Origin of the sequence: Mesorhizobium amorphae (assembly GCF_014843845.1) — a bacterium.
Lineage (GTDB): Bacteria > Pseudomonadota > Alphaproteobacteria > Rhizobiales > Rhizobiaceae > Mesorhizobium > Mesorhizobium amorphae_A.
Genome location: NZ_JHQS01000007.1, coordinates 105489 through 123895, shown reverse-complemented (window position 1 = coordinate 123895; position 18407 = coordinate 105489). Strand labels below are relative to the sequence as shown.

Genomic DNA, 18407 nt, shown 5'->3' with positions numbered 1-18407 from the left:
CAGGGACGGGAAAAATGCTCCACACGATTTCGGCCTTCGACCGTCTCGGCGAGGAAAATGCCTTCGCGGTGCTCGCGCGGGCGACAGCATTGGCGCACCAGGGCCGCGACATCGTCAATCTCGGCATCGGCCAGCCCGACTTCAAGACGCCGCAGCACATCGTCGAGGCGGCGATCAAGGCGCTGCGCGACGGCCACCATGGCTACACACCGGCCAACGGCCTGCTGGCGACGCGCGAGGCGGTGGCACGCCGCACGCTGACCACCACCGGCGTCGAGGTCTCGCCGGAGAGCGTGATGATCCTGCCCGGCGGCAAGCCGACCATGTTCGCGGCGATCCTGATGTTCGGCGAACCGGGGACGGAAATCCTCTATCCCGACCCCGGCTTTCCGATCTACCGCTCGATGATCGAATTCACCGGAGCGGCCCCTATTCCGGTGCCGATCCGCGAACAGAACGGCTTTGCCTTCCCGGCCGAGGAGACGCTGGCGCTGATCACGCCGAAGACCAGGCTCCTGATCCTCAACTCGCCGGCCAATCCGACCGGCGGTGTGACGCCGCGGGCCGAGATCGAGAAACTCGTGAAAGGACTGGAAGCCCACCCGCATGTCGCCATCCTCTCCGACGAGATCTACGACGTGATGACCTATGACGGCGAGACACATTGCTCGCTGCTCACCTTCCCCGAAATCCGCGACCGGCTGATCGTGCTGAACGGCTGGTCGAAGACCTGGGCGATGACCGGCTGGCGCATGGGCTGGTCGATCTGGCCGAACGGCGACAAGGGCGCCCATCTCTACGACAAGGTACGCAAGCTGGCGGTCAATTGCTGGTCCTGCGTCAACGCGCCGAGCCAGTTCGCCGGCATCGCCGCCATCGACGGGCCGCAGGACGACGTCGACAAGATGATGCGCGCCTTCGACAACCGCAGGAAGGTCGTGGTCGAGGGGCTGAACGCTCTGCCCGGCGTTTCCTGCATCGCGCCGAAAGGCGCCTTCTATGCCTTCCCGAATGTCTCCAAGACCGGCTGGAAAGCGAAAAAACTCGCCTCGGCGCTGCTCGAGGATGCCGGCGTGGCGCTGATCGGCGGCCCCGATTTCGGCATTCTCGGCGAAGGCTATATCAGGCTCTCCTACGCCAACTCCGAGGAGAACATCCTGCGCGCGCTGGAGCGGATCGAGGCGTTTTTGAAGAAGTAAGCAAGGTCGCCCAGCCGGGTCCCCGGTGCTTCGCAGCGTCCCGGCGTTCGCTGGCCTTTCATCGTGCCACTGGCACGATGAATTCGCTTACGCGAACCGACCGCTCACCCCCGCCCGACGAACGGCATCTTGGTCGCCATCACGGTCATGAACAACACGTTGGCATCGAGCGGCAGGCTCGCCATGTGGACCACGGCATCGGCGACGCGCTCGACGTCCATCACCGCTTCGGCGGCGATCGAGCCGTTGGCCTGCGGCACGCCGACCGTCATCGCTTGCGCCATGTCGGTCAGCGCATTGCCGATGTCGATCTGGCCGCAGGCGATGTCATAGGGCCTTCCGTCCAGAGCCAGCGTCTTGGTCAACCCGGTGATGGCGTGCTTGGTCGCGGTGTAAGGCACCGAGCCAGGCCGCGGCGCATAGGCCGACACCGAGCCGTTGTTGATGATGCGGCCACCCATCGGCCGCTGCCGGCGCATGGCGCCGAAGGCGGCGCGCGCGCACAGGAAAGAGCCGGTGAGATTGACACCGACGATGTCGGTCCACACCTCGACCGGGATCTCGTCGATCAGCGTCGACTTGTAACCCATGCCGGCATTGTTGAAGAGCAGATCGACACGGCCGAACGCCTCCAGCACCGTCTCGAAGAGATCGTCGACCTGGTCGGCCTTGCTGATGTCGCAGGCAACCGCCAGCGCCTTGGCGTCCGTCTTCCCGGCCTCAGCGATCGCCTCCTCCAGCACCGCCTTGCGGCGGCCGCAGAACACCGTGTTCCAGCCCGCCTTGAGCAATGCCGTGGCAACACTCTTGCCGATGCCCGTGCCGGCGCCGGTGACGATGGCGGTTTTCTCTGTGATGGCTGTCATCGCCGTCCTCCCTGATCATGGCTGGAAGAACATGTGCCATCGCAAATGACGGCTCCCATGGCAAGCCGAACCATTCGTGATCGGTTCAACAAAAAGGGCGGTCATTGGCGACCGCCCCTGATCTGAACCGGGCTTGGGAGGAGGAGAAGCCGGTCCGACTGCTTAGAATGATGCGCTTGCTCGGTTAACGAGGCACTAACGCAATGGCGTCCACCTCGGCGGCCAGCAAGTGCTCGCTCGAAGCTACCAGCGCGGATTGGGCGAAGTTCCGGCCGGCACCTTCGCCGCCGACACCGTCGCCTCGACATGATCGACCAGCGCGTCCGGCAGGCCGAGACGTCCGGCGAGCAAGTCGAGATAGCCGCGCTCGGTCCGAGTGTCGGGATCGATGGTGAGGCGCGAGGCCGTGTAGAGTTCGAGCTTCTGCGCATCGGTCTTGGCGCCGGCGACCAGCGTATCGAGGTCGAGCGGGCTTTCCAGTTCCGCCATCAGGAATTGCTCCGCTTCCGTGCCGATGCCGGACAGGCTGAGCTTGCCGGCGATCCTCTGGCGTTCTTCGTCGTCGACATGGCCGTCGGCTTTCGCCGCCGAGATCATCGCCCGCACCAGCGTCAGCGTGAATTCGTCCTCGCCTTGCGGCGCCTGTGATGGATGGAAAGCGGTGTCGGCGGGCGGCGGCAGCAATTCCGGCTCGCCGGCGGCAGGCGTTTGCGCCGGCGCGTTGCCGGCCTTGTAATTCTGGTAGGCCTTGTAGGCGAGGCCGCCAATGGCGGCCAGTCCGCCAAGCTTCACGGCCGTTCCGGTGACCTGCCGGCCGGCGCCGGTTCCAAGCAGCACCGCGGCCAGCGCGCCGGCCGCCAGCGGATTGTCCTTGGCCATCTGCACGGCCTGCCCCGCCTTGTCGCGGACGGTGCCGCTTGTGCCGGGGATTTGCGAGCCCAGCAGATCGTCGAGGAGCTTCTTGGGATCGAACATCAGTGCCTCCAGAATTTGCCCGGCCGAACGGGCAGGTTTCGAACGTCGAAGACGTAGGGCCCGCACATTGACATTACAATGACGGGTGGTCGCTTTGTCGGAAATGCCGGCAGCGGCGCAATGTGAAACCGCTGTGTCGAAACCGCCCTCGGCTTCGGCTAGTGTCGCGGCCTTGCAGACGAGGGAGGAGTTCACAGTGACCGATGAACCAGACCGCGCGCCGGCGCGTGATCCGCAGGATCTGGAGCGCTTACTAATCGCCCGCCAATGGGTGGGCGACATTGACGGGATGATAGCGCTGTTCGATCCCGACGCCGTTGTCGACAGCGGCGAAGGTCAGTTGACGCGTGGCCGGGAGGCAATCCGAACGCTCTTCGCGGAGATCACCGCGACGGGCCGGAAATTCGCCGCCGGAGAGCAGCGCCCCGCCCTCATCAATGGCGACCTGGCGCTCACCTCAACCAAGCTACCTGACGGGAGCATAACCACCGAGGTCGCCCGCCGGCAGGACGATGGCACTTGGCTTTGGGTTATCGACCGCTACTCCGTCGCGTGGTGATGCAGCCGAAGCCGGCAACAGTTGTTACACAGGTGCTATCCGCCGATATGCGGACCGTCACCACGCGCCTCAGCCAGTTCGACCTGGCGCTGGCGCTCGGCGTAGCGGGCGCGATCCTCATCCGAGCGCGCGTCGAAGCAATGCTGGCATGAGATGCCCGCGACATAGCGCGGCGACAGCAGGTCCTCCGCGATCAGCGGATGCCGGCAGGCGCGGCAGAGCTCAGCCTCGCCCTCGGCGAGGCCATGCGATACCGAGACACGCTCGTCGAAGACGAAGCATTCGCCTTGCCACAGGCTCTCCTCGGCCGGCACCTCTTCGAGATATTTGAGGATGCCGCCCTTGAGGTGGAACACGTCCTCGAAGCCGAGCGACTTCACATAGGCCGTCGCCTTCTCGCAGCGTATGCCGCCGGTGCAGAACATGGCGACCTTGCGCCCTTCCAGCTCTTCCCGATGCTTTTCCACCCAGGCCGGGAACTCGCGAAAACTCGATGTCGCCGGATCGACGGCCCCCTTGAATGTGCCGATCGACACTTCGTAGGCATTGCGCGTATCGATGACGACGGTGTCGGCGTTCGAGATCAGCGCGTTCCAGTCGGCCGGCGCGACATAGGTGCCGGCACTCGCTGCCGGGTCTATATCCTCAACGCCCATGGTGACGATCTCACGCTTCAGCCGCACCTTCATGCGGTGGAAGGGCATCTCGGCTGCGCTGCTGTATTTGACCTCAAGGCCGGCGAGGCCTTCGATCGATTGCAGATGATCGATCAGCGCGGCGATATCGGCCTCGCTGCCGGCAACCGTGCCGTTGATGCCCTCACGCGCAAGCAGCAGCGTACCCTTGATGCCGCGTCCGCAGCAGAAGGCGGCGAGCGGCGCACGCAGCGCCTCGAAGCCGTGGAGCCTGGCAAATTTGTAGAGCGCGGCAACGCGGAGGGGTTGATCTTGGATGGAAATTGTCATCGCCAAGCCACTAAACTTTGCTGAAAGCCAATTCAAGGCAGAGCGAACAGCACAGCCTTGGGCGTTGCAAGCGGCCCGGTGCGCGTGACATCGCGACACGCCTCGTTTCGTGGACTCGGAATCTGCCTTCTGCTAATCGGTTGAAATTATCGAAACCGGAGAGACAAGCGAATGCCCAGCAAGACCGAAAAGCTCCTGTCGCTCCTCAATGGCCAGCCGGTCATCCCGGTGCTGAAGATCGCCGACGTCAAGGACGCCGTGCCGCTGGCACGTGCACTCACCGCAGGCGGCCTGCCGGCGATCGAGATCACGCTCAGGACCGCCGACGCACTGGAAGCGATCCGCCGCGTGGCCGGCGAAGTCGAGGGCGCCGTCGTCGGCGCTGGCACCATTCTCGATGCCCGTCAGTTCGACGAAGCGGCCAGCGCCGGCTCTAAATTCATCGTCAGCCCCGGCATCACGAACCAGCTTCTGGCGGCGGCAAAGGACAGTGCCGTGCCGCTGCTGCCCGGAGCCATCACGCCCGGCGAGATCATGGCCGCGCGCGAAGCCGGCTTGCGCTTCCTGAAATTCTTCCCGGCCGAACAGTCCGGCGGCATCGCCTCGCTGAAAGCCTTCGCCTCGCCGCTCGCCGACGTGAAATTCTGCCCGACCGGCGGCATCACCGGCAAGAACGCCGCCGACTATCTCGCTTTGCCCAATGTCATCTGCGTCGGCGGCTCCTGGGTGGCGCCGGACGATTTGGTCAAGGCCGGCAAGTGGGACGAGATCGAAGCCCTTGCGCGTGCGGCGAGCAAGCTCGGCCGATAACGCTCTTCTCCCGAAGGAATGGAAAAACCCGGCCGGCTTGCGCCGACCGGGGTCAGGGTTTCCTGCCGCGAACAGGATCAGTGGCAGACTTTGACCTTTTCAACGACCTTGTGGTGATGCACCCAGTGCGTGACCAGCTTGGTCCTGCAGTGATGCTTGCCGGTCTTGATGATCACCGTCTCGGCCTGCGTGGGAGCGACAGCCGCGGAAACGGCAGCCAGAGCCAGGACTGATGCGAATAGAATGTTCTTCATGAATATCCCCGAGGTTGGAACGCACGCATTCTAACCCGGAGAAGAGTGTGCTGTTCCGCCATCACGAGAAGTTTTGTCCGCCGTGATCTTGCCGGTTCGGGCCTCAGTCAGCCCCTGGATGATTGCTGTTGCCGGCTGGTTCCCGCTCATGGGCTCGAACCACGATTCACGCCTTCAAAGGGCGCTGTCCTACCATTAGACGAAGCGGGAGAAGTTGAGCTTGGTTAGCATCTCGATGCAACGAAAGCCAGCGAGGCTGTGACGGTGCTGCCTGTCTGCAACAGCAGGCCGCGTCCTGAAAAGCAAAAAGCCGCGCGGGTTGCCCAGCGCGGCTTTGGTTAGTTTGATCGATCCGTTACTTCGTCTGGAAGCGAGCGACCGAAAGGAACTTGACCGCATTGCCGGTGAAGCGGTTGGGATCCACCGTCTCGCTGTCCGGCTGGAAGCCGGCCGTATAGACCTCGCTCGGCGGCGTATGCACGATGTTGTAGGCATAGCGCGGCGCTGTCGTTGGGCTGGAAACGGTGGCGACGTATTCGTTGCTGTTCAGCGCCCAGCGCGCCGCCTGCGGCGCGGCGGCAACCACCACCGCTTTCGGGTCGGGCTTCAGGTCGCGGGCGGTGGCCCTGGCTTCCTTGCGCGTCGTCTTCACGCCAGCGCCGATCGCCAGTGCGGGATCGGTGCCGGCGGGGCGGGCAACAATGGCATCACGCGGCGATGCCGCATCGACACCGGCCGGATCGTTGAATGCCGAACGCGGCTCGGAGAGCGAGGCGACCTGATAGTCGCTGCCCGCAGCGGCATCACTCGTTGCGCTGACCCGTTCGAGAACCGCCTTGACCTCATCCTGCCCGACCTGATCCGGCTTGACCTCATCCGGACGCGCGGACGGCAGAACCGAGAACGCGTCGGTCGCGGTCGTGTTGTGCTGGGCCGTATCGGCCAGCGCCAGCAGAACGTTCTTGTCCTGCGGTGCGAGATCGGCCGGCAGGTCCGGACGCCAGGACGGCAGCGGAATGTTGTTGACCGCAACCTGTGCCGGGTCGGCGGCAGTCGCGTTGGCATCGGTTGCATTGGCCGGGTCGGTCATGCCGAACGGAACATTGACCGGCGCATGCGCAGTCGCCACCGCCTGCTCGGTGCTGGCGGTGGTTTCCGCCGTGCCGAATGGAACGTTTTCAGGTGTCTGCGCACCAACGTCGGCCTTCGGACGCGGGGCGAAGTCAGGCAGCGGAATCTCTTTGGCCGGCAGCGCCGCGATGATCGTCTCCGGCGTATCCTGCTGCGGCTCCGGTTCGGCTGCGTTCTCGTCGGCAAGCTGCGGGATGTTGGCGCGCTGCGCATCCTTCGGCGACACGATGGCTATGCCAGGCAAATTGCTCGTCTTGGCGCTCGCCGCCGGCTTTGTGGTCTTCGGCTTGGGCGCGGGCGCCGCGCTCGCCACATCGGCACTGTCGTCGGCCTCGTCGTCGCCGCCGCCAAAGAAGGCAGAAAGGAAGCCACCGGATTTCTTGTAGCTGCCGCCGGCGCTGGCCAGTTCGATGGCGGGAGAGCCGGAGCCCTTGCGCGCCTTGTAGGAGGCCAAGGCCTGCTGATAGCCAGGCAGCGGCTTGCCATCGCTCGGCACATGCAGCGTCTTGCCGTTGGGAAATACCCTGACGAGTTCCTGGCGGCTGATGCCCGGCCAATGACGCACATTGCCGATATCCATGTGCACGAAGGGCGAGCCCGACGACGGATAATAGCCGACGCCGCCGCCTTGCATCCTCAAGCCGATGTCGCGCAGCTTCTTCAGCGGCACGCCTGGAATGTAGAAGTCCATGGCCTTGCCGAGCATGTGCTGGCTTTTCTCGGCGACGCCCCGGCTGCGGCTGCGCAGCATCGAGTTCGTCGACGGCGAGCGATAGCCGCAGACCACCTGGATATAGTCGGTGGCACCACTCTGCCGATAGGCTTCCCACACCAGATCGAGCAGGCGCGGGTCCATCTTGGTCGGCTCGTTGCGGCGCCAGTCGCGCAGGATGATGTTGATCTTTCGCAAACCCTCCGGAACGTAGCGGCCATTTCGCTTGTAGACGATCTCGGCCTTTTCGTGCGTGTGGAGGTGATAAAGCTTCAGCGAACGTGTATCGGCGCTTGCGCCGGTCGCGGCTGCGGACAGGAACGAAACAGCAAGGATCACCGCTGCCAGCCATCTCGGCCAGACGCTCATGTGATAGTGCCGCCCGTCTTTGTGTCGTTCGACTTTGTTCAAATCAAAAGGCCTTGCAGGCTGCCGTTTGTCCCCGGATTTGCCCAAACGGATGCGTGGTTGATCACATCCGAATATCGATCCTAATGGTTAATCATCGCTTATTGAAGCCGAAATGCGGTAACACCGTGGCGATATCCCGTCAAAAATAATGCACGGGGTTTCTTGGTAAACTGCTGGTTTAGATCATTATTCCGCCTCCGATCGAAACACGATCTGTTACCGCCAGCCTTAATGCGTGAACGCAACCGCCACTATGCCCGGCCAGCGCCTTGCCCGGTCGAACCGTCGATCTCGTCACGACAACTAAGGGTGCAAGCTGGCCCGGACCTTGCGGGACAAGGCCTTGCCCGTCAGGAAGCGAGCCGTTCGATGCGGCCGCTTTCCGGGTCGATACCGTATTCCTTGAGCTTCCTGTACAGCGTCGAGCGGCCGATGCCGAGACGGCGCGCGACCTCGCTCATCTGGCCGTTATAGTGATCGATTGCCAGCTTGATCATTTCAAGTTCGACATCGGCCAGCGCGCGCACATTGCCGCGCTCGTCCAGCGCCCTGAGCGTACCGAAACGCGGCTGCAGCCTGGTAGGCGGATCAGCTTCGCCGACCGCAAATCCTTCATCGGCGGCCGCAACACCGTTGGCGCGTGGCGAATCGTCAGAAGCCGGGCCGGGACCGGGCATCGCGACCTCGGCATCGAGATTGACCGTGCCTTCCAGTTGCGCGCGGATCTGCGGGAATTCCTCTTCCGTCAGCACATCGCCCTCGGCGAGCACCGAGGCCCTGAAGACGGCGTTTTCCAATTGCCTGATGTTGCCCGGCCAGTCATAGGCCTCCAGCATGGCAAGCGCCTTGGCCGAAATGCCGTGCAGGCGACGGCGCGGATCGGCCGGCGCGACCTTCTCCATGAAGTGCCTGACCAGATAGGGAATGTCGTCGCGGCGGTCGCGCAGCGGCGGCACGAAGATTGGATAGACGTTCAGCCGGTAGAACAGATCCTCGCGGAACTTGCCGTCCTTGACCTGCTGCAAGAGGTTACGGTGCGTCGCCGAGATCAACCTGATGTCGACCCTGACGGTTGAGCGGCCGCCGACCGGATCTACCTCACCATCCTGGACGGCGCGCAGCAGCTTGACCTGTACGTCGAGCGGCAGGTCGCCGATCTCGTCGAGGAAGAGCGTGCCCGAATGCGCCTCGACGAACTTGCCGGTGTGTTTTTCGGTGGCGCCGGTGAACGAGCCCTTCTCGTGGCCGAACAGGATCGATTCGACCAGATTGTCGGGGATGGCGCCGCAATTGACGGTGACGAAAGGCTTCGAGCGGCGGTCGCCGCTGCCCTGGATGGCACGCGCCACCAGTTCCTTGCCGACGCCCGATTCGCCTTCGATCAGGATCGGGATGTTGGACGCCGCCGCCTTCTGGCCGAGGCGGATCACGCGGTCCATCGCCGGGCTGTGGGTGATCATGTCCTTGAAGGTCAGATGGCCGCCGCGCCGCCGCGACGTTCGCTTCATCTCGTCCTCGACCGCCTCGACTTTGAGCGCGTTGCCGATCGCTGTCTGCAGCCTGTCGGGAGAGGCCGGCTTGACCACGAAATCGAACGCGCCATGGCGCATCGCCGAAACGACGGTTTCGATGCCGCCCTGCGCGGTCTGCACGATGACCGGCACATGGATGCCGCGCTCGCGCATCGCCTTGAGCACGCCGATACCGTCGAGCCCCGGCATGACCAGGTCGAGGATGACAACCGAGACCTCGCGTGCATTGGGCCCGTCGAGGACGCCGAGACCGGCTTCGCCGCCGTCGGCGACGATCGCGCCGTGGCCGAATTTCGTCACCGCCGCCTCGAGCAGCCTGCGCTGCACGGGATCGTCATCGACTATGAGTATGGAACCTGTCATGACTGTCTTGCATGCCCGCCTGAGAAATTCCCCATGGATCATCTTGGCACAGGGTTCTAAACAAGGTTTCAAAAAACCCGGTGAACGAATTCCTTAGGATTTGACCGGCTTCTCCTTTCCCCTTGATTCCGGAAGGTATTGTTGATGCGCATGATGTTCGATCGGCGGCTTGCGGCGCCAGCAATCGGTCACGGCGCGTCCGAGTTGGGCGATCTGCCGGAATGGAACCTCGCCGATCTCTACTCCGGCATGGAGGCTCCCGAACTGAAGCGCGACATTGCGAGCGCCGCAAGCGATGCCACCGCCTTCGAGAGCCGCTGGAAGGGAACGCTGGCCGCCGAGGCCGAGCGCGGCAGCGCCGGCAGGCTGGGCGAAGCGCTGCGCACCTATGAGGCACTGGAGGAACTGATCGGCCGCATCGTCTCCTATGCCGGGCTGGTCTATGCCGGCAACACGGCCGATCCGCAGCGCGCCAAGCTCTATGGCGATATCCAGGAGAAGATGACCGACGCCAGCGCGCATCTTCTGTTCTTCGCGCTCGAATTGAACCTGATCGACGATGCCGTGATCGAGAGCGCGCTCGCAGCCGACGCTGGCTTCGCCCATTACCGGCCCTGGGTGCTCGACCTGCGCAAGGACAAGCCATTCCAGCTCGAAGACCGGGTCGAGCAGCTCTTCCACGAAAAGTCGATCACCGGGCGCGGCGCCTGGAACCGGCTGTTCGACGAGACGATGACGGATCTGCGCTTTGACGTCGACGGCGAGGAACTGGCGCTGGAGCCGGCGCTGAACCGCCTGCAGGATGCCGACGGCGAGGTGCGGCGCCAGGCTTCCGAAGCGCTGGCCGCCACCTTCCGCAAGAATTTGCGCACCTTCACCCTGATCACCAACACGCTGGCCAAGGACAAGGAGATTTCCGACCGCTGGCGTGGCTTCGAGGACATCGCCGATTCACGCCATCTCGCCAACCGCGTCGAGCGCAGCGTCGTCGACGCGCTGGCTTTAGCCGTACGCGAGGCCTATCCGCGCCTGTCGCACCGCTACTATGCGATGAAGGCGCGCTGGCTGGGCATGGAGGTGATGAACCACTGGGACCGCAACGCGCCCTTGCCCGAGACCCCGCAGGCGGTCATCCGCTGGGACGACGCCAGGGACACGGTGCTGTCGGCCTATCAGCGCTTTTCGCCCGACATGGCGGAAATCGCCCGGACCTTCTTCGACCGCAACTGGATCGACGCGCCGGTAAGGCCAGGCAAGTCGCCCGGCGCCTTCGCCCATCCAACCGTGCCGTCGGCGCATCCCTACGTGCTGCTCAACTACATGGGCAAGCCCCGCGATGTCATGACGCTGGCGCACGAACTTGGCCATGGCGTCCACCAGGTGCTGGCCGGCGGCCAGGGTGCGCTGATGGCCTCGACGCCGCTGACGCTTGCCGAGACGGCATCCGTCTTCGGCGAGATGCTGACCTTCCGTTCGCTGCTCGACCAGACCACCGACAGGCGTGAGCGCAAGGCCATGCTCGCCCAGAAGGTCGAGGACATGATCAACACGGTCGTGCGCCAGATCGCCTTCTACGAGTTCGAGCGCAAGGTGCATGCCGAGCGCAAGAACGGCGAACTGACCTCCGACCGGCTCGGCCAGTTCTGGCTGGAGGTGCAGGCCGAAAGCCTCGGACCGGCGATCAAGCTGCGCGATGGCTACGAAGTGTTCTGGACCTACATCCCGCACTTCATCCATTCGCCTTTCTACGTCTATGCCTATGCCTTCGGCGATTGCCTGGTGAACTCGCTCTATGCGGTCTACCAGAATGCCGAGCGCGGCTTTCAGGAGAAGTATTTCGAGATGCTGCGCGCCGGCGGCACCAAGCACCATTCCGAGCTTCTGGCGCCCTTCGGCCTCGACGCCACCGATCCCGCCTTCTGGCAGATCGGGCTCAGCGTGATCGGCGGCCTGATCGACGAGTTGGAAGCGCTGGACAAATGACAGGCGGTCTCGAAGCTCGGCTTAATCAAAATAGATTAGCCGAAGCGTATGTTGGGACCGTTCTATTCTTGTCCTAAATATCTGTTCTTGAACAACTCTCGGTGGAATTTTTCCGTTAGCTTTCCGCAGGCCGTATGATAGCGTCCCGCCTCAAGCTCAGCCGGACGCACCGCTCAGGCCAGGGGACAATCTCGGCCGGTCGTGGCGCCTTGGCGAATGCGATGGCGGCCGTTGGCCATGGGTGCGCAAAACCCGATCGCCGACAGCTCGATTGAAGCCGGCAGTTCCGTCAACCGCGGAACCACCTTTGAATGGTCCTTGCGCCAAGGTCATCACTCCGGCCACGGCAGACGGATCGGAGTGGAGAGAGACAATGGGCACTTTTTTCTACATGCTCCTAGCGTTCGTTGTAGGTGTGTTGGTTGGCTGGTTCCTCTGGGGTCGCCTGCGCGGCGAGCTCGACAGTTTGCGCGGCGATCTGGACCGCACGCGCGGCGAACGTGACAAGCTTCGTGCCGAGCTGGATGCATGTGGCCGCGCCCGCGCCGATCTCGAGCGCCAGCTGCGCGAAGCGCCCGCCGCATCCGGCACCGCGAAGGCCGCCGGGCAGGCACCTGCCGCGCTGATATCGACACCCGCAACGGCTCCGGCCAAATCCGCCGCCGCCAAGCCCGCCGCTAAGCCCGCTGCCACCAAGCCCGCTGCTGCGGCCAAGAAACCCGCCGCTGCCAAGTCGGCAGCCGCGCCAAAGCCGGCAGCGAAAGCCGCCGCCCCCAAGGCTGCTACACCGAAGCCTGCTGCGCCAAAGCCAGCCGCGGCGAAGAAAGCAGCCCCTACCCCGGCCAAGGCGGCAGCCGGCAAGGCCGATAATCTGCGTCGCCTGATCGGCATCGGCCCGGTCAACGAAAAGCTGCTGAAGGGCCTAGGGGTCACAAGCTACGCCCAGATCGCCGCCTGGACGGAAGCCGACGTCAAGCGGATCGAGGACGTGCTGAATTTCGACGGTCGTATCGCGCGAGAGCAGTGGATCGACCAGGCGAAGCTTTTGGCCGCCGGCGACGAAAATGAATTCGCCCGACGCTTCCCGACCGCGGGAACCGCCAACAACACCTGAGCGTATTCAGCCTGCGGGCCACAATGGCGGCGCCCCGTGCCGCCATTGTTTTTGCAGCCGTGCAACCTTTGCGTCCTTGGACGCCGCTCCCTCGATTGCACGCGGGCGAGCCCCCATATAGAGCGATCGCTGGCGTCACAGACCGCAGCATCCGAGCCCCAATGTCCCTGCCCTCCGCCATCTTCCGCAATGATGCGAGCGCGCGTCAGCTCGTCTTCGACCATCCGGCCGAAATCATCACGGCGCATGAAGCGCGCGATTTCCTGCCGGCGCTGGAAGCCGCGCAGGCGGCGAGCGACGCAGGCAAATGGCTGGCCGGCTATTTCTCCTACGAGGCGGGTTACCTGCTCGAGCCGAAATTGGTGCCGCTGCTGCCCGAGGGCCGGCGCGCGCCGCTGGTCTGCCTCGGCGTCTTCGATGCCCCGCTCGAGCAGACCTTGCCGCAAAACACTGCGCCGGCCAACAATGGACCGATCTTCGACGCCAGGGCCGCATGGTCCGCCGAAGATTACGCCAGACGTTTCGCACGGCTGCATGACCACATCCGCAAGGGCGACTGCTATCAGGGCAACCTGACCTTTCCGGTCAACGCGCAATGGTCGGGCGATCCGCTCGCCGCCTTCAATGCGTTGACCGAGCGCCAGCCGGTGAAGTACGGCGCGCTGGTTGCGCTCGGCAATCCGATCGTGCTGTCGCGCTCGCCCGAACTGTTCTTCGAGATCGACGCCGACGCCATGATCGAGACGCATCCGATGAAGGGCACGGCGCCGCGCGGTGCGACCAAGGCCGAGGACGCCAAGCTCAAGGCGTTCCTGCGCAACGACGAGAAGAACCAGGCCGAGAACCGGATGATCGTCGACCTCCTGCGCAACGACATTTCGCTGATCAGCGAGGTCGGTACGCTGGAGGTGCCCGAACTGTTCCGCATCGAGACCTATCCGACGGTGCACCAGATGGTGAGCCGTGTGCGGGCGAAGCTCCTGCCGGATGTCGGCATCCGCCAGATCCTGGCGGCGCTGTTTCCCTGCGGCTCGATCACCGGCGCGCCGAAAATACGCGCCATGGAGATACTGCACGAATTGGAAGGCGTGCCGCGCGACGTCTATTGCGGCGCCATCGGCTGGATCGCGCCCGGCGGCACGATGCGCTTTTCCGTGGCGATCCGCACCATCTCGCTCTTTTCCAGCGGCGAGGCCGTCTACAATGTCGGCGGTGGCGTCGTCTTCGATTCCACGGCCGAAGAGGAGTATCGGGAGTGTCTGCTGAAAGCACGCTTCGCGACGGGAACGCCGCCGATTTCGAGCTGATCGAGACCATGCGCTGGGAACCCGGCGCGGGCTTCCTGCGCTTCGATCGCCATCTCGCACGGCTTTATGGCTCGGCTGCGGAGCTGGGCTTTGCATGCGATCCGCAACGGGTCGGCGAAGTGCTCATGAATACGGTTGGCCGACAGGAGACGGCATTGCGCACCCGCCTTGTCCTGGCGCGCAATGGCGAGGCGACGGCCTCGGTGCAGCCTTACGAACCGCTCGCGGCCGACAAGGTCTGGAGGCTGCAACTAGCGCGGGTGCGGCTCGATACCGGCGATACACTGCTGCGTCACAAGACCAGCCGGCGACAGACCTACACCCATGCCCGCGCCGAATATCTCATCACCCAGGCCGACGAGGTGCTTTTAGCCAACGAGCGCGGTGAACTCTGCGAGGGCACGATCACCAATCTCTTCGCCGACTTCGGCGACGGCGTGCTGATGACGCCCCGCCTCGATTGCGGCCTGTTGCCTGGCGTATTGCGCGGCGAGTTCCTGGACGAAGGCCGCGCCGCCGAAGCGATCTACAGCTTTGACGATCTGAAATCGGCCAGGGCGATCTACGTCGGCAATTCGCTGCGCGGGCTGATCCCGGCCAGATTGGCCTGACGCAGGCGGGAGGTAGCGATGTTCGTCGTTTCGCTGAACTACAAGGTGCCGCTCGCCGAGATCGACAAATTGGCGCCGGCGCATGTCGAATGGCTGAAGGCCTGCTACGTCGAAGGCATCTTTGTCGCGTCCGGACCGAAGAACCCAAGGACTGGCGGCGTCATCATCGCGCGCGGTCCGCGCGATGTGCTGGATGCCAGGCTGGCAGCCGACCCGTTCGCCAAGGCGGGTGTCGCCGACTACGACGTCACCGAATTCACCGCGAGGATGACCGCCGCCGGGTTGGACGCCTTCAACGAAGCATGACCTCTCGCCAGCCCACCCATACGCCCTATGACGGTTCGTCCAAACTCTTCACCATTGGGCTGAAGCCGCTCGACCCTGACCGGTGGATCGAGGTCGACGAACATCTGCTGCCGCATCTCGCCGAGAAACGCCGGCTCTATGCGGAAATCCCCGAAAGGGTCTTTGTCGAGGAAGACGGTACTCGCGACGCGCAGCGCGAAGTGCTCGACCTGCTCGGCGAGCATCTGCTGACGAAGCATCCTGACATCTATCGGCGCTCCGGCGACGGGATCGAGGTGGTTGGCGCCGGGAAATTTGACGGGCTTGATGCAGGCTTTCGACACGCGCCGCTCATCGCGGCGTCCCTGCTCGTCCAGGAAGACCTGATCCTGATGCGGCGAGACGAAAGCGGCTGGCGCCTCGTCGCTGGATCGCTTTGCTTTCCCTCGTCATGGTCGCTCACCGAAAAGTTCGGCAAGCCGCTGCAGCAGATCCACGCGCCGGTGCCGGGTTTCGGCCCGGGCACGCGTCCGGCCGATCTCATCAACCGCATGTTTGACGGCCTCCAGGGTCAGGCGGTCGAGCGCTACAACTGGTCGATCCAGGCAGGCGACGCTCTCTACCATCCACTCTCCAACGTTGAGCGCATCGACCGCGCCACCAGCCGCCCGACGCGCTTCCCCGACGGCGACGTCGACGCCCACGCCTTCATCCGCGTCGAGCGGCAGACGCTCAGGAAGCTGCCCGTCTCGCGCGACGTGCTGTTCACCATCCGCATCCATCTCGATCCGCTCAAGGTGCTAGCCAGCCATCCCGACAGGCAGGCGCTGGGTGTGTCTTTCGCCGCGCAGCTTCAGGAACTCGACCAGGCCCAGCTCGACTACAAGGGGCTGACCGCCGACCGCGACCGGTTGGTCGCCTTCCTCGACGACATGGCCAAGATGGCTTAACCAAATGCGCAAGCCGGCCTGGCCGGCGGTTGGCGCTTTTCACTGGTTTATGACAATGATCTGTGGTGTAGCGCTTGGCCGTCCGGCGCAAATGCCCGGCTTTGCCCCCGTGTTTTGCCCGGCTTTGTCTATGTACTGAAGGAGTGTTCGATAAAATGGCGAATGAAAACTGGCCCGTTTACGGTGAAATCACCGGCCCGGTCGTGATGGTCGGCTTCGGCTCGATCGGACGGGGAACGCTGCCGCTGATCGAGCGCCATTTCAAGTTCGACAAGTCGCGCATGACGGTCATCGACCCGCGCGACACCGACCGCAAGCTACTCGACGAGCGCGGCATCGCTTTCGTCCAGGAGGCGGTGACCGAGAAGAATTACAAGAAGCTCTTGACGCCGCTTCTGACCAATGGCGGTGGCCAGGGTTTTTGCGTCAACCTGTCGGTGGACACCGGCTCGGTGGACCTGATGCGGCTCTGCCGCAAGCTCGGCGTGCTCTACATCGACACGGTCGTGGAACCCTGGCTCGGTTTCTATTTCGATGCCAAGGCCGACAATGCCAGCCGCACCAACTATGCGCTGCGCGAAGCGATGATCAGGGAAAAGCATGAGAAGCCCGGCGGTGCGACGGCGATTTCGACCTGCGGCGCCAATCCCGGCATGGTCTCCTGGTTCGTCAAGCAGGCGCTGCTGAACCTCGCCACCGATCTCGGCCTCGAATTTCCCGAGCCGGTGCAGGACGACCGCGAAGGCTGGGCCAGGCTGATGAAGAAGGCCGGCGTCAAGGGCATCCACATCGCCGAGCGCGACACCCAGCGCACCAAAAAGCCTAAGCCGATGAACGTGTTCTGGAACACCTGGTCGGTCGAGGGCTTCATCTCGGAAGGCTTGCAGCCCGCCGAGCTCGGCTGGGGTACGCATGAAAAATGGATGCCGAAGAACGGTAAGAAGCACAAGCACGGCTCCAAGGCCGCCATCTATCTGGAGCAGCCCGGCGCCAACACGCGCGTGCGCTCGTGGTGCCCGACGCCCGGCCCGCAATATGGCTTCCTGGTGACGCATAACGAGGCGATCTCGATCGCCGATTTCTTCACCGTGCGCGGCAAGAAGGGCAAGGTGCAGTACCGCCCGACCTGCCACTATGCCTATCATCCCTGCAATGACGCCGTGCTGTCGCTGCAAGAGATGTTCGGCGCCGCCGGCAAGTCGCAACCCGTGCATCACGTGCTTGACGAGAACGAGCTGGTCGACGGCGTCGACGAGCTTGGCGTCCTGCTCTACGGCCACGATAAGAACGCCTACTGGTATGGCTCGCAGCTGTCGCTGGCCGAGGCGCGCAAGCTGGCGCCCTATCAGAACGCCACCGGCATGCAGGTCACGTCGGCGGTGCTCGCCGGCATGGTCTGGGCGCTGGAAAACCCTGAGGCCGGCATCGTCGAGGCCGATGAGATGGACTACAAGCGCTGCCTGGAAGTGCAGTCGCCCTATCTCGGGCCGGTCAAGGGCTACTACACCGACTGGACGCCGCTCGATAATCGCCCGGGGCTTTTCCCAGAGGATCTCGACCACAACGACCCGTGGCAATTCCGCAACATCCTGGTGCGATAGCGGTTCCACCAGCATGTCCGACTGCCTTGCAATCGCCCGGAAATCGGGCGATTGAAGGGATGCGGCCTAGAGCGACGTGCCTCCATTTGGAAAGTACGCTCTAGCACTTTGGATGCACGCATCGTGCTTTCCGAAAATCGCATCGATTTTCGGGCCGATGCTTGAGGAGAGGTTTTTAGAAATGACGATTGCGCGCAAAGTTCTTTCTGTGGGCGCCGCGGGCGCCCTGGCGACGATGCTTGCCGGCTGCATGACGGGCGGCCCCGAGGCGCCGCCGATGGCGTCTGGACCGAAGGGCGTTGAAGGCTCCTGGATCGATGCCAAAGGCACCGGCCTGTCGACCTTCGCGGCCGGCAGCTTCGCCACCGTCGCGACCGATACCGGCCAGAAGCTCGCCGAGGGCAGCTACACCATGACCGGCGCCACCTCGGTCGAGATCCACGGCACCTCGCTGATCCGCCAGACGCCGGTCAGCTTCAATTGCCTGATGGTCTCCACCAGCCAGCTCAACTGCACCAGCGCGGCCGGGCAGAATTTCGTGCTGACGCGCCGGGCCTAAAGCATTTTGCAGCCCAGGTGAATTCACTTGGCGTCGTATGAAATGCGGCTGAAATAGCCTGGTACGACATCGATCCATCCAAAAGACGGCGGCGCGAGCCGCCGTCTTTTTTATGCCGGCAAACATCTTCCTGATTTCCGCTTGCATCGATGAAAACGCGATGTGAACATGACGCAAAAGCTGGCTGTTATGCCCCAGTCAAGCAAGGGCGTTAAATGCC

The 18407-nt window shown here is 63.8% G+C and carries 17 protein-coding genes and 1 tRNA gene; 11 read left to right on the top strand and 7 right to left on the bottom strand.

Annotated elements, in window-relative coordinates:
- Positions 1 to 14: 14 nt before the first annotated feature.
- Positions 15 to 1199: a pyridoxal phosphate-dependent aminotransferase gene (locus tag DH08_RS03110; RefSeq protein ID WP_192177846.1), complete on the top strand. Its 1185-nt coding sequence runs from the start codon at positions 15 to 17 to the stop codon at positions 1197 to 1199.
- A 104-nt stretch (positions 1200 to 1303) separates the two neighbouring features.
- Here the strand turns inward: DH08_RS03110 and DH08_RS03105 are convergent, their stop codons facing one another.
- Both DH08_RS03105 and DH08_RS03100 read right to left on the bottom strand, forming a co-directional pair.
- Positions 1304 to 2065 carry an SDR family oxidoreductase gene (locus DH08_RS03105; RefSeq protein ID WP_192177845.1) on the bottom strand — a complete coding sequence of 254 codons (762 nt, stop codon included), beginning with the start codon at positions 2063 to 2065 and terminating at the stop codon, positions 1304 to 1306.
- 243 nt (positions 2066 to 2308) lie between these two features.
- The gene (locus DH08_RS03100; protein WP_192177844.1) at positions 2309 to 3040 is read right to left on the bottom strand and encodes a tellurite resistance TerB family protein; all 732 of its coding nucleotides are present in this window, start codon (positions 3038 to 3040) and stop codon (positions 2309 to 2311) included.
- A gap of 196 nt (positions 3041 to 3236) precedes the next feature.
- Here DH08_RS03100 and DH08_RS03095 point away from each other — a divergent pair, with 196 nt between their 5' ends.
- Positions 3237 to 3599, top strand: coding sequence for a nuclear transport factor 2 family protein (locus DH08_RS03095; RefSeq protein WP_192177843.1), 363 nt, complete (start codon positions 3237 to 3239; stop codon positions 3597 to 3599).
- A 35-nt stretch (positions 3600 to 3634) separates the two neighbouring features.
- Here the strand turns inward: DH08_RS03095 and trhO are convergent, their stop codons facing one another.
- Positions 3635 to 4564, bottom strand: coding sequence for an oxygen-dependent tRNA uridine(34) hydroxylase TrhO (gene trhO / locus DH08_RS03090; protein ID WP_192177842.1), 930 nt, complete (start codon positions 4562 to 4564; stop codon positions 3635 to 3637).
- A gap of 171 nt (positions 4565 to 4735) precedes the next feature.
- On the opposite strand from trhO, the gene DH08_RS03085 reads away from it, so the two are divergent.
- A complete protein-coding gene (locus DH08_RS03085; protein ID WP_192177841.1) occupies positions 4736 to 5374 on the top strand; it encodes a 2-dehydro-3-deoxy-phosphogluconate aldolase in 639 nt (212 codons plus the stop codon).
- 77 nt (positions 5375 to 5451) lie between these two features.
- Here DH08_RS03085 and DH08_RS03080 read toward each other — a convergent pair whose 3' ends face one another.
- The 4 genes from DH08_RS03080 to DH08_RS03065 form a co-directional block, all read right to left on the bottom strand.
- Positions 5452 to 5628, bottom strand: coding sequence for a hypothetical protein (locus DH08_RS03080; RefSeq protein ID WP_006199440.1), 177 nt, complete (start codon positions 5626 to 5628; stop codon positions 5452 to 5454).
- 136 nt (positions 5629 to 5764) lie between these two features.
- Positions 5765 to 5838: transfer RNA gene (locus DH08_RS03075), tRNA-Gln, on the bottom strand.
- A gap of 145 nt (positions 5839 to 5983) precedes the next feature.
- Positions 5984 to 7840, bottom strand: a complete 1857-nt coding sequence (gene mepK, locus DH08_RS03070) for a peptidoglycan L,D-endopeptidase MepK (protein ID WP_192177840.1) — start codon at positions 7838 to 7840, stop codon at positions 5984 to 5986.
- 392 nt (positions 7841 to 8232) lie between these two features.
- Positions 8233 to 9777, bottom strand: coding sequence for a sigma-54-dependent transcriptional regulator (locus DH08_RS03065; protein ID WP_192177839.1), 1545 nt, complete (start codon positions 9775 to 9777; stop codon positions 8233 to 8235).
- A gap of 144 nt (positions 9778 to 9921) precedes the next feature.
- Here DH08_RS03065 and DH08_RS03060 point away from each other — a divergent pair, with 144 nt between their 5' ends.
- From DH08_RS03060 to omp10, 8 genes are all read left to right on the top strand, one after another.
- Positions 9922 to 11760: a M3 family oligoendopeptidase gene (locus DH08_RS03060; RefSeq protein ID WP_192177838.1), complete on the top strand. Its 1839-nt coding sequence runs from the start codon at positions 9922 to 9924 to the stop codon at positions 11758 to 11760.
- A gap of 373 nt (positions 11761 to 12133) precedes the next feature.
- The gene (locus tag DH08_RS03055; protein ID WP_192177837.1) at positions 12134 to 12874 is read left to right on the top strand and encodes a proton-conducting membrane transporter; all 741 of its coding nucleotides are present in this window, start codon (positions 12134 to 12136) and stop codon (positions 12872 to 12874) included.
- Positions 12875 to 13035: 161 nt separating this feature from the next.
- On the top strand, positions 13036 to 14181 hold the full coding sequence (locus DH08_RS03050; RefSeq protein WP_192177836.1) for an aminodeoxychorismate synthase component I: 1146 nt from the start codon (positions 13036 to 13038) through the stop codon (positions 14179 to 14181).
- Positions 14130 to 14792 (top strand): aminotransferase class IV family protein, encoded by a 663-nt coding sequence (locus tag DH08_RS03045; RefSeq protein ID WP_192177835.1) that lies wholly within the window; start codon positions 14130 to 14132, stop codon positions 14790 to 14792. Before DH08_RS03050 ends, DH08_RS03045 begins: the two co-directional genes overlap by 52 nt.
- Positions 14793 to 14810: 18 nt before the next feature.
- Complete coding sequence (locus DH08_RS03040) at positions 14811 to 15098, top strand: YciI family protein (protein WP_192177834.1); 288 nt, start codon at positions 14811 to 14813, stop codon at positions 15096 to 15098.
- Complete coding sequence (locus tag DH08_RS03035; protein ID WP_192177833.1) at positions 15095 to 16027, top strand: heme-dependent oxidative N-demethylase family protein; 933 nt, start codon at positions 15095 to 15097, stop codon at positions 16025 to 16027. Before DH08_RS03040 ends, DH08_RS03035 begins: the two co-directional genes overlap by 4 nt.
- Before the next feature lie 155 nt (positions 16028 to 16182).
- Positions 16183 to 17628, top strand: a complete 1446-nt coding sequence (locus tag DH08_RS03030) for a homospermidine synthase (protein WP_192177832.1) — start codon at positions 16183 to 16185, stop codon at positions 17626 to 17628.
- A 181-nt stretch (positions 17629 to 17809) separates the two neighbouring features.
- Positions 17810 to 18187, top strand: coding sequence for an outer membrane lipoprotein Omp10 (gene omp10, locus DH08_RS03025; RefSeq protein WP_192177831.1), 378 nt, complete (start codon positions 17810 to 17812; stop codon positions 18185 to 18187).
- Positions 18188 to 18407: the final 220 nt, after the last annotated feature.